At 65.0% G+C, this 13,224-nt stretch carries 1 protein-coding gene; it reads right to left on the bottom strand.

The window, feature by feature from the left end; all coding sequences use genetic code 11:
• Nucleotides 1-33: 33 nt before the first annotated feature.
• On the bottom strand, nucleotides 34-13,020 hold the full coding sequence (locus EPZ47_RS09035; RefSeq protein WP_135844460.1) for a non-ribosomal peptide synthetase: 12,987 nt from the start codon (nucleotides 13,018-13,020) through the stop codon (nucleotides 34-36).
• Nucleotides 13,021-13,224 lie beyond the last annotated feature (204 nt).

Here is a 13,224-nt window from a genome sequence, read left to right as displayed (position 1 = left end):
GCTCGCGATGAGGCCTCTATAGACGCCGCAAAACTACAATCCTTCCAGTTCCGCCATCAAATCATTCAACCGATCCACCTTCTCCTCAGTGATCTCACTGGCCGCCAGCCCGTCGATGTATTCGGCCAGTTCCTGCACCGTGCTGCATTCGAACATCGCCCGCAGCGGCACGTTGCGTTGCAGGGCTTTTTGCACGCGCGAGGCGATTTGCGTCGCCAGCAGGGAATGGCCGCCCAGTTCAAAGAAGTTGTCGCGCACACCCACTCGCTCGACTTTCAGCACCTGGGCCCAGATGTCCGCCAGGGTCTGCTCCAGCGCGTTGCCGGGCGCCTGGTAGTCCTGGCTTTGCAACTGGCCGATCTCCAGGGCCGGCAAGGCCTTGCGGTCGAGTTTGCCATTGGCATTGAGGGGCAGGCGATCAAGCCACAGCCAGTGCAGCGGCACCATGTATTCCGGCAGTTCGCTGCGCAGGCGCTGCTTGATGCGCTCCAGGCGTTCGGTCGGGTTCAGTGCCGTGTCGGCAGCCACCAGGTAGCCCACCAGATGTTTGCCATTGGCGCCCTCCTGCACGCTCACCGCCCCATCGCGCACCTCTGGCTGTTCATGCAGCCGCGCTTCGATTTCCCCCAGTTCGATGCGGTAGCCACGAATCTTCACCTGATGGTCGATGCGCCCGACGTACTCCAACACCCCGTCGCTGCGTCGCCGCGCCAGGTCGCCGGTGCGGTACAAGCGCTCTCCCGGTGCGCCGAAGGGATTGGGCACAAACACCGGGGCGGTGCGCAACGGATCGCCGACATAGCCGCGCCCAACCCCGGTTCCCGCCACGCACAACTCACCCACCGCGCCAAGCGGCACCAAGTCCAGCGCGCCGTCGAGCAGGTACAAGCGGTTGTTGTCGGTGGGTGTGCCAATCGGCAGATACGTGCCGCGAGTCGAGGCCATATCAACACGGAAGAACGCCACGTCATCGGAGCATTCCGCCGGACCGTAGGCGTTCACCAGGCCGATGTCCGGGTAGCGCAACAGCCATTGATGGGCCAACTCCGGCGGCATCGCTTCGCCGGTGGGCAGCATCCAGCGCAGGCCGTCCAGACCGATGCGGTCCTGGGCGAGCATGCCCTGGATCAGCGATGGCACGCTTTCCAGCACGGTAATGCCCTGGTGTTGCACATGCTCCAGCAGCCCTTGCGGGTCGTGGGCGATGGCATTGGGCACGATGTCCACCCGGGCGCCGAACAACGGCGCGGCAAGGAACTGCCACACCGAAATATCGAAGCTCTGGGACGCCGTCTGGGCGATCACATCCGCCTCGCTCAGCGCCAGGTACGGCACTTTGCTGAGCTGGTTGTTGAGCATGCCGCGCTGTTCCACCATCACGCCTTTGGGCAGGCCGGTGGAGCCGGAGGTGTAGATCACGTAGGCCAGGTGGTCCGGCCCGCTGTAGACGCCGGGGTTTTCCTGCGACACAGCGCTGGCCTGGATGGCTTCCCACACCAGCAACTTCGGCCGCCCGGCACAGGCAAACTCATCCAGCAGTGCCAGCGCCTGGGCATGACAGGCCTGGGTGCAGACCAGCAGCGGCGTGCGGCTCAGTTCGATGATGCGGCTCAGGCGCTGGCTCGGCAGGCCCGGCTCCAGTGGCAGGTAACCGGCACCCGCCTTGAAGCTGCCAATGATCATACCTGGCAGCTCCGCATCTCGTTCGGCCAGCAGCGCCACCGGCTGATCGAGCCCGACGCCGGAAGCGATCAAGGCGTGGCCGAGGCGGTTGCTGCGGGCATTCAACTCGGCGTAGCTGTAGCTCGCGTCCAGGCAACTGACGGCGATGCGTTGCGGATGGGCGGCAACTCGCGCCTCGAACAGTTCGACGTAACTCTGCTCCAACGGATAGGCGTGCTCGCTCTGGTTGCAGCCGTGGATCAGGAAGTCCTGTTCCTCGGCGCCAATCAGCGGCAGCTCGGCCATATCACCGTGGAAACCTTCCATCAGCGCCAGCAGCAAGCGCTTGAACTCGCCGAGCAAGCCCTGGACGGTGGACTCATCAAAGTAACGCTGGTCATACGAAAGGTGCAGCCCCAGGTCATCCCCTGGATAGCAGACCGCCGTCAGCGGGAAGTTGGTGTGGGTGCGGCCCGAGTCCGACGTGGCGTTGAGGCTTTGGGCGCGATCCAGTACGGAGACTTCCACCGGCGCGTTTTCGAACACGAACAGGCTGTCGAACAGCGGCTGGCCCTTGGGCAGTTCGCTGACTTCCTGGATGCTCACCAACGGCAGGTATTCGTACTCACGCAGTTGCATGTTGCTGTCCAGCAAGCCGCCGAGCCACTGGCGCACACTGCACGGCTGATCGTCCTCGGGCATCTGCACCCGCAAGGCGACGCTGTTGATGAACAGCCCCACCGTGCGTTGCATCTGCGGCAATTCCACCGGACGTCCGGCGACGGTGACACCGAACAGCACGTCGCGATCACCGCTGACGCGCCGCAGTACCAGGGCCCACGCCGCCTGGGCGAAGGTGTTGACCGTCAGTTGATGGGCCTGGGCCAGTTCCCGCAGCCGTACGCCGTCTTGGGCATCGAGGCGGGTGTAGCAGTCGCCGACGATCATGCCGCCACTGTCACCGGCGTGTTCACGCAGGAACGGTCGGTCGCCGGGGATCGGCGTAGTCCGCTCGAAGCCTTGCAGGTTGCGTTTCCACCACTGCCGGGCTTCGGCCAGGCTCTGGTGCTGCAACCAGCCGATGTAATCGCGATAACGCGGCGGCACGGCCAACTGCGGTTCGCGGTTTTCACCCAGGGCGGTGTAGATCTCGAAGAAATCGTCCATCAACAGCGAACGGCACCAGGCATCGATCAGGATGTGGTGGTTGCTCATCATGAACCAGTAGCGCGCCGCGCCGACCCGGATCAACCGCAGATGGAACGGCGCCTGGTTCAACAGATCGAAACCGGCCTCGCGCTCGCCCTTGAGCAACGCTTGCAGCTTGGCCTCTTGCTGGTCTTCGGGCACCTCGCACCAGTCGAGGTAATCCACCAGCGTGCTACCGGGCTTGTGGATAATTTGCAGCATGTCTTCGCCGACGTTCCAGCAGAACGACGCGCGCAAGGCTTCATGACGGGCGATCACCGCTTGCCAGGCCCGGGCAAAACGTTGCGGATCGAGTTCGCTGTTGATGCGGTAGCGGTCCTGCATGTAGTACAGGCCGGTGCCCGGTTCCAGCAAGGTGTGCAAGAGCATGCCTTCCTGCATCGGAGTCAGCGGGTAGACATCTTCGATCTGCCCGGCCGGCACCGGCAGGCTGTCGAGCTGGCCCTGGGTCAGTTTCGCCAGGGGGAAGTCCGACGGTGTCAGGCCGCCCGCCTCGTCCGTCAGGCAATGCTCGATCAGGCGTTGCAGCTCATCGAGGTAGGCCTCGGCCAGGGTGGCGATAGCCTGCCTGTCGTAGCGTTCGCGGCTAAAGGTCCAGCGCAACACCAGCTCGCCGCCGCTGACCTGGCTGTCGACGCTCAGCTCGTTGGGCAACGACGCATCGGGGTCGTGGATCGCGCCCAGCGGTTCGTCCAACGGCTGGAACAGCGCGTCATGGCCCAGGGTCTGGTCGAGCTGGCCGAGGTAGTTGAAGGTGATCGCCGCTTGCGCCAGGCCGGCCATTGCCGCGCGACTCGCCGGGTCGGCCAGGTAGCGCAGCACGCCATAGCCAAGGCCCTTGTGGGGCACCGTGCGCAGCTGCTCCTTGATGGCCTTGATCGACGCGCTGAAGTCCTCGCCCGCAGGGCTCAGGCGTACCGGATAGACGCTGGTGAACCAACCCACGGTGCGAGTCAGGTCGATGTCCTCGAACAGCGCCTCGCGGCCATGGCCTTCGAGCTGGACCAGGGCCGATTCCTGGCCGCTGCAGCGGCACAGCACCCGGGCCAGCGCCGTGAGCAGCAGGTCATTGACCTGAGTCCGGTAGGCACTCGGCGCCTGTTGCAGCAGTTGCCGGGTGCGCTCGGCGTCCAGGCGCACGCTGACCGTTTGAGCGTGACGCTCCTGGCGCCCGCCATCAGGATGCGCGCAAGGCAGCGCCACATCCGGGCCACTCAACTGCGCTTGCCACCAGCCCAGTTCCTCGCGCAGGGACTCGCTGCCGGCGTAAGCCTGCAAGCGCGCGGCCCAATCACGCAACGGGCTGGTCTTGGCCGGCAATCGGGCGGTTTGCCCAGCGGCGATCTGGCGGTAGACGCTTTGCAAATCGTCCATCAGCACCCGCCACGACACACCGTCGACCACCAGGTGATGGATGACGATCAGCAGCCGTTGACGACCATCGGGCAACTGCGCCAGCACAGCGCGCAGCAGCGGCCCGGTTGGCAGGTTCAGACTGCGCTGCGTCTCGGCGAACAGGCTTTCACTGGCTTGCACACTCTCCACGGACACCGTCTGCAACAGCCCCGCCTCGGACAATGGCTGGTGCTCGGCGCGCCAGTGGCCGGCGTGTTCGTCGAAGCCCAGGCGCAAGGCATCGTGGTGCTGGAAGACGGCGCGCAGTGCCTGCTCCAGAAGTGGCGGGTCGAGGGTGATGGCCGGCTCCAGCAGCAATGCCTGGTTCCAGTGATGACGGTTGGGCATCTGGCTGTCGAAGAACCAGTGCTGGATCGGCGTCAGCGCAGACTCACCGTCCAACAGGCCCTGCTCGGCGCTTACCTGCTGGCTGCGGGTGGCAACAAAGGCCAGGGTCTGCACGGTCTGGTGCTGGAACAGGTCGCGAGGCGTGAAATGAATGCCCTGCTGCCGGGCACGGCTGACGACTTGAATGGACAGGATCGAATCGCCGCCCAGTTCAAAGAAGTTGTCGTTAAGCCCCACCTGTTTCACGTTCAGCACGTCGCACCAGATCGCCGCCAGGGTCTGCTCCAGGGCATTGCTCGGCGCCACGTAGTGTTGGCGATTGAGTTCAGGATCGGGCATCGGCAAGGCACGACGGTCGAGCTTGCCGTTGGCGGTCAGCGGCATGCTCGCCAGCAGGATCAGGTGCGTGGGCACCATGTAGTCCGGCAACTGTGCCTTGAGGTGGTTTTTCAGTGCATCGCGCAGGGTCGCTTGTTGCTCGGCGTCCTGTTCGGCGACGTCGGTCACCAGGTAGCCGGCCAGTTGCTTGCCACCTGGCGCACCAAGGGCCAGCACCACGGCTTCGCGCACGGCGCCGTGTTCCAACAGGCGGGTTTCGATCTCCCCCAGTTCGATGCGGAAACCGCGGATTTTCACCTGATGGTCGATGCGTCCCAGGTACTCCACCAAACCGTCGACGCGCTGGCGCACCAGATCGCCGGTGCGGTACAGCCGTCCGCCGTCGGTGGCGAATGGATCGGCGACGAAGCGCTCGGCGGTCATGCCAGGACGCTGGTGATAGCCCTGGGCCAATCCCGCGCCGCCGACGTACAACTCACCCGTGGCGCCTTGCGGCACCAGGGCCAGATCGGCATCGAGGATGTACGCCACCCGAGCGCCGATCACGCTGCCAATCGGCACGCTGGCCACGCCCTCCTCCAGTTGCTCCGGGGCCAGGCTCGCCAACGGCATGACCACGGTTTCGGTCGGGCCATAGGCGTTGAAAAACAGGCTCGGACCGAAGGCGGCACGAATGCGTTGCAGATGCTCGCCAGTCAGGGCTTCGCCGCCGGTGATGCACATGCGCACCGGCAGGGTTTGCCCCTGGGTCGCCAGCCATTGCGCCAACTGGCTGCCGTAGCTGGGGGTGAAACCGAGGATGTTGACGCCATGCTCGCGAATCAGCCCACAGATCTCCTCGGCGTCCCACTGTCCCTGGGCCCGCAACACCACTTGGGCACCACTGAGCAGCGGCACCAACAGGCGCTCGGTGGCGGCGTCGAAGTTGATGGAATAGAAATGCAGCTCGCAATCGTCCGCTCGCATGCCAAAGCGCTTGATCACTGCCCGGCAATGCATGGCGATTTCACCGTGGGACACCACCACGCCCTTGGGCTTGCCGGTGGAGCCGGAGGTGTAGATCAGGTAGGCCTGATGCTGTGGCAGGTTGATCGACGGTGGCGCCTGGTCCGGGTACTGCGCCAGTGCCACCGAGTCATCTTCCAGGCACCAGCAGCCGACGCCCTCCGGTAATGTCCCGAGGGCCTGGAACATCGCCCGGTCGCTGAGCAGCAAGCCGACGCCGCTGTCCTCGATCATGTAGTGCAAACGGTCCAGCGGGTATTCCGGGTCCAGCGGCACGTAGGCGCCGCCGGCCTTGAGAATCGCCAGCAGGCCGATGACCATTTCCAGCGAACGCTCCAGGGCCAGGCCCACCCGCACCTGCGGGCCGACGCCACGCTCGCGCAGCATCCAGGCCAGGCGATTGGCGCGGCTGTCCAGTTGCGCGTAAGTCAGGGTCTGCCCGGCAAACGTCAGCGCCGGCGCGTCGGGTCGAGCCTCGACCTGTTCGCTGAACAGTTCGTGAATGCATTGATCCAGGCGATGCTCACCGGGCTCGACACCGAGGCTGTCGAGCATCTGTTGCTGCTCGCCAGCTTCCAGCAACGGCAGTTCGCTCAGGCGTTGGGCCGGGTCGGCCAGCAGCGCTTCCAACAGATTGCGCCAGTGCCCGGCCATGCGGGCGATGCGCGGTTCGTCGAACAGATCGGTGCTGTAGGTCAGGCAGCAGCCCAGGCGATGGTCGAGGTCGGTGACTTCCAGGTTGAGGTCGAACTTGGTGGCCCGGGCGTCGTTGGCCAGGTACTCGACGGTCATGCCGGCCAGGGTGCGGCTCTGCTGGAATTCCCAACGCTGCACGTTGCACATCACTTGGAACAGCGGGTTATAGGCGGCACTGCGCGGTGGTTGCAGGGCTTCCACCAGATGATCGAACGGCAAGTCCTGATGGGACTGGCCTTCGATCACGGTGTGGCGCACCTGCTCGAACAACTCGCTCACCGACATTTGCCCGTCGAGCTGGCAACGCAACACCTGGGTGTTGAGGAACGCACCGATCAGCCCTTCGCTTTCCGGGCGGATGCGGTTGGCCACCGGCGCGCCGATGCGCAGGTCGGTCTGGCCGCTGTAGCGATAAAGCAAAACAGCCAGGGCGGCGGTCATGGTCATGAACAGGGTCAAGCCCTGTTGCGCGTTGAAAGCGCGGACCCGGGCGGCCAGGTCATCGCTGAGGTCAAAACGCCACAGCTCGCCGCGATGGCTTTGCACTGGCGGACGCGGGCGATCGCCGGGCAATTCCAGCAATGGATGTTCACGGCCCAGTTGCGCGGTCCAGTAGTCCAGTTGCCGTTGACGCTCACCGGATTCCAGCCATTGGCGCTGCCAGACGCTGTAGTCCAGATACTGCACCGGCAAGGGTTCCAGGGGCGATTCGCGGTCGTCGATAAAGGCTTCGTACAGCGCACTGAGCTCGCGAGCGAAAATGTCCATCGCCCAGCCTTCGGTGACGATGTGGTGCAGGGTCAGTACCAGGTAATGCTCATGCTCGGCGGTCTTGACCAGGCAGGCCCGCAGCAGCGGTCCGCTCTCCAGGTCGAAGGGTTTGTGAGCCTCACTGTCCGCCAGTTGCTGGACCCGCTGTTCGCGGGTCTCAGCAGCCAGCATCGAGAAATCCTTCCAATCCATGCCCAGGCCGGTGGCGTCGTGCACCTGTTGCCGGGCCACGCCATCGACGCTCGGGAACGTGGTGCGCAGGGTTTCGTGACGCAGGACCAACGCCTGCAAGGCTGCCTCGAAGCGCCCGACATCCAGCACCCCGCGCAAGCGCGCCATGCCGCCGACGTTGTAGGCCGGGCTGTCCGGCTCCATCTGCCAGAGGAACCACATGCGCTGCTGGGAATAGGACAACGGCACCGGTTGGCTGCGATCGACTTTCTCGATCGGCGGCTGGCGGTTGGTCTGGCCGCTGGCCTGGATCAAGCGCACCTGTTCGGCAAACGCCCCGAGCTCACTGGCCTCAAACAACGTGCGCAGCGGCAGTTCGACGTCGCAGGCCTGGCGCGTGCGGGAAATGATCTGGGTCGCCAACAACGAATGGCCGCCCAAGGCAAAGAAGTCATCCCGCAGGCCGACGCGCGCAAGGCCCAGCACATCGCGCCAGATACCCGCGATCTGCTGCTCAAGGGCACTGACCGGCTCGACATGCTCGCGTACCTGCCATTGCGGTTCGGGCAAGGCGCGGCGGTCGAGTTTGCCACTCGGGCTCAGGGGCATGGCGTCCAGGCGCAGCAGTTGCGCAGGCACCATGTATTCCGGCAGTTCGGCGGCCAGGGCGGTTTTCAGACGAGTGCTCTGGGCATCCTCGCTTTCAGCGACATCCGCGGTGGTGTAATAACCGATCAGTTGCGCGCCGGCCGAGGTGTCGCGCACCAGCACCGCCACTTGGGCGACGCCGTCCTGGGCCAGCAGGCGCGCTTCGATTTCCTGTGGCTCGACCCGAAAGCCACGCAGCTTGACCTGCTGGTCGAGGCGGCCGAGGTACTCGATCACCCCATCGCTGGTCCAGCGTGCCCGGTCGCCGGTCCGGTACAGCCGCGCCCCGGCCGGCCCCAGCGGGTCGGCGATAAAACGCTCGGCGCTCAGGCCCGGACGTCCGAGATAACCCCGCGCCAGCCCGAGACCGCCGATGCACAGTTCGCCCGGCACGCCGGCCGGAACGGCGTTGAGTTCGCCATCCAGTACGCGGCACAGCACGTTGCCCAGCGGCCGACCAATCGGCGAGCGCTCGCCGTCGGCGTCCGTGCAATGCCAATGGGTGACGTTGATGGCGGTTTCGGTCGGGCCGTAGCGGTTGTGCAATCGGGCCGACGGCAGTTGCGCCAGCACCCGGTTGCGCAGCTCGGCGGGCAAGACTTCGCCGCCGGAGAAGACCCGGCGCAGGCTGGTGCAGCGGGCGCTCAGGGGCTCATCGATAAACAGGCTGAGCAGCGGCGGCACGAAGTGCAGCGTGGTCACGCCAAATTGCTGGACCAATTGCGCGATACGGTGCGGGTCGCGGTGTTCGCCAGGGCCGGCCAGTACCAGTTGGCTGCCGGTGATCAGCGGCCAGAAGCATTCCCACACCGACACGTCGAAGCTGATCGGTGCTTTTTGCATCAGCACATCGGTTTCATCCAACCCGTAGGTGGCCTGCATCCATTGCAGGCGCTCGGCCAGGGCCGCGTGGGTGTTGCCAACACCTTTGGGCTGACCGGTGGAGCCGGAGGTGTAAATCACGTAAGCCAGGTGATCGCCGTGCAGGTGCAGGCCCGGCGGGTTGCTCGGCCATTGCTCCAAATGCAAGGCGTCCATGGCGATGACGCTGACGCCCTCGCAGGCCGGCAAGCGTTCGAGCAACCCGGTTTGCGTCAGCAGCAAATCAACGCCGCTGTCGGCAAGCATGTAGGCCAGGCGTTCGGCCGGATAGTCGGCATCCAGCGGTACGTAGGCACCACCGGCCTTGATGATCGCCAGCACGCCGATGAGCAACTGCGGCGAACGCTCGGCGGCAATCGCCACGCACACGTCCGGGCCGACGCCTTTGTCCCGCAGGTAATGGGCCAGGCGATTGGCCTGGGCGTGCAGCTCGGCGTAGTCCAGGCCGCCGCCGTCCCACAGCAGCGCGGTGCCTTGCGGCGTGCGCCGGGCTTGCTCGTTCAACAGCTCCGGCAACCATTGGCTGGCCGGCGCGCACGGGGCCGCGCCCCACTGCTGCTGTTGGGTGTGTTCATCGGCGGTCAATAGCTGCACATCGCCGATGGCTTGTTGCGGATCGGCGCAGATGGCCCGCAACAGGTTGCAGTAATGCGCCGCCAACCGCTCGATGGTCGCCGCCTCGAACAACTCGTCGGCATAGTCGAACGACAGTGTCAGCCGACCGTTGCGATCTTCTTCGCTGTGCAGTTGCAGGTCGAACTTGGCTTCGCGGCTGTGCCATGGCAACTCCTCGGCCAACAGCCCCGGCAAGCGGCGCAAAGCGCTCAAATCCCGCTGCTGATGGTTGAACATCACTTGGAACAGGCCGTGTTCCCGAGCTTCTGGAAACGCTTCGAGCAGTTGCTCGAACGGCAGGTCCTGATGGGCCTGGGCCCCCAGCGTGGCCTCCCGGGCCTGGGCCAGCAGTGCGGCGAACGGCTGGCGCGAATCGACCTGCCCGCGCAGCACCTGGGTGTTGATGAAAAAGCCGATCAGCCCCTGGGTTTCCAGGCGCGGACGGTTGGCGTTGGGCACGCCGATGCGGATGTCGGACTGGCCGGTGTAGCGCTGCAACAGCGCCTGGAAGGCTGCCAGCAACAGCATGAACGGGGTGGCGTCGTGGGCCTGGGCCACTTGGCGCAGGGCATCGCCGAGCCCTTTGTCCAGGCGCAGGCTATGGCGCGTAGCACTGCGCTGGTGCTGGGCGCTGCGGGGATGATCCGTGCCCAGCGCCAGGGTCGGATGTTCATCACCCAGTTGCTGTTTCCAGTAGCTCAGCTGACGCTCGGCCTCCCCTTGGGCCAGCCACTGGCGCTGCCAATTGCCGTAGTCGGCGTACTGCAACGGCAACGGCGCCAACGCGGCGACCTGCCCTTGGCAGGCTGCGGCGTACAACCGGGAAAACTCATCGATCAGCAGGTTCATCGACCAGCCGTCGGCGATGATGTGGTGCAGGGTCACCAGCAATTGGTGGTCGTCTTCATCGAGGCGCAACAGGGTGACCCGCAGCAGCGGTCCCTTTTCCAGATCGAACGGCGTGGACGCTTCATCTTCTCGAACCTGTCGCGCCCGGGCTTCGCGCTGGTCGGCAGGCAATCCGCTGAGGTCGATCAGTTGCAGGTTGAATTCACCGGCTGGGTCGACCTGTTGCAGGGCCAGCCCGTCACGCTCCAGAAAACGCGTGCGCAGGGATTCATGGCGCTCGATCAGTTGCTGGAAACTGGCGCGCAAGGCGTCTGCGTCCAACTCGCCGCGCAGGTGCAAGGCGCCGGGAATGTTGTAGGCGTGGCTGGCCGGATCGAGCTGCCAGGTGATCCACAACCGGTTCTGCGCCAGGGATTGCGGCAAGGCTGCATGGCGCGGCAAAGCGCTGATTGCGCCCGGGGCCTGGCCGCCATGCTGTTGCTGGTTCGCCACCGCTGCCGCGAAAGCCGCCAGGGTCGGGGCTTCGAACAGCAGGCGCAGGTTCAGCGTCAGGCCCAGGGTTTCACCCAGCCGCGCAACCACTTGGGTGGCAGCGATGGAATTGCCGCCCAACAGGAAAAAATGATCGTCAGCCTGGACCTGTTCGATGTGCAATTGCTCGCCCCAGACCTGGCCGATCAGCGTTTGCAACTGCGACGACGAGCCGGCTTCACGGGCGTCTTCAACCTCGGCCGACGGGAACAGTGCATAACTGTCGAGGCTGCCGTCCGCCAATCGAGTGCGGCAGGCCGAACGCTGCAACTTGCCGCTGGAGGTCTTGGGCAACGCGCCGGGATTGAGCAGCACCACCACGCTCGGCGCTTGCTGACAGGCTTCTGCCACGGCCTGGCGAATGGCTTTGATCAAGGCCTCGGGCGGCAGGATTTTCTGCACACTGCGGCTGATTTCCGCCGCGATGCCAATGCCTTCCTCACCGCCGTCGTTGACCGCGAACGCCGCCACCCGGCCCTTGCGCACCACGTCTACTTCGCGCTCGATGGTTTGCTCGATGTCCTGGGGATAGAGGTTATGACCGCGCACGATCAGCAGGTCCTTCAGACGGCCGGTGATGAACAGCTCACCGTCACGCAGGAAACCCAGGTCGCCAGTGCGCAACCAGGTGCGACCCTCGTGCGTCACAAAGGTCTTGGCGCTGGCTTCGGGGTTGCGCCAGTAGCCGTGGGCGATGCTGGGTCCGCTGGCCCAGAGCTCGCCCACCTGATTGTCGGCCAATGGCTGCAATGTGCTGGGCTCGACGATCAGCACCGCGTGCCCGGGCTGGCTGACCCCACAACTCATCACCGCGCTGCCCTGCCCCGCCTCGGCGCGGTTTTGCGCCAGCGCCGCGTCATCCAGCCGGAGCGCGGGAATGCCGTGACGGCGCGGCGTGCCGGCGACGAACAAGGTCGCTTCGGCCAGGCCATAGGAAGCCATGAAATTGTCTGGTGTGAAGCCGCACGGGGCGAATGTCTCGGCGAATCGCTCCAGGGTGTCGAGACGGATCGGCTCGGAGCCCGAATAGGCCACGCGCCAGCCGCTCAGGTCGAGACGCTTGAGGGCCGAGTCGCTGACCCGCTCACTGCACAGCCGATAGGCGAAGTCCGGACCGCCGCTGATGGTGCCACCGTACTCGCTGATCGCTTCGAGCCAACGCACCGGCCGGGCCAGGAAGTACGCTGGCGACATCAGCACGCAGGGTACGCCGCTGAAAACCGGCTGCAACAAGCCGCCGATCAAGCCCATGTCGTGGTACAGCGGCAGCCAGCTGACAATGACGTCATCGGGGTTCAGGTCGATGCCGAAGCCGTGGCGGATCAATAACTCGTTGGCCACCAGGTTGCCGTGGCTGACCTGCACGCCCTTGGGCAATGCGGTGGAGCCGGAGGTGTATTGCAAAAAGGCAATGTCATCATCCTGCAGCGTCGGCGCCCGCCATTGCCCGGCAATGGCCGGGTCGAGGGTATCGACGCACAACACCGGCGGCGCCGATTCGATGGCTTGCAACGGCTCACGCAGATCGCTGCTGGTGAGCAATAGACGCGGTTCGGCGTCAGCGATGATCGACAGCAGGCGCTCCTGATGATGGCGGCGGGTGGATTCCGGCGGGTAGGCCGGCACGGCAATCACCCCGGCGTACAGGCAGCCAAAAAACGCCGCGACGTAATCCGGGCCGCTGGGGAACAGCAGCACCGCACGCTCGCCAAATGCCGCTTCAGCCTGCAACGCGGCGGCAATGGTCCGGGCACGCAGGTCCAGCTCGCGATAACTCAACACCACACCCTGCTCCGCGGTGTCGGCAAGGAAGCGCAAGGCCACCCGATCCGGCGTCAACGCGGCGCGGCGCTGGAGGGCATGGGCCAGGGTGCTGGGGAGTTCGAACGCGTCGGTCATGGGGTTTCCTGCCTGAAATTCGGCTTGCAAGTAGTCACCCATGGGAACGGATATCACCGGTAAATAATTAGTCAGCCACCTCCTGCACCAGAACGTTCGCCTGCCACGGGCCGCGACAATAGGCCGCGCTTCTCACGCTGGACTTCGACACATCAATAATTCTTTTTCTCAATTGACAATCATTATCATTAAGCCTAATTTGTC

This window comes from Pseudomonas viciae, assembly GCF_004786035.1.
GTDB classification, from domain to species: Bacteria; Pseudomonadota; Gammaproteobacteria; order Pseudomonadales; family Pseudomonadaceae; genus Aquipseudomonas; species Aquipseudomonas viciae.
This window is presented reverse-complemented; position numbering and strand designations above follow the sequence as displayed.

Coding starts and splice junctions, on each gene's coding strand:
- EPZ47_RS09035 (WP_135844460.1), bottom strand. CDS start 13,020: ATGACCGACGCGTTCGAACTCCCCAGCACCCTGGCCCATGCCCTCCAG.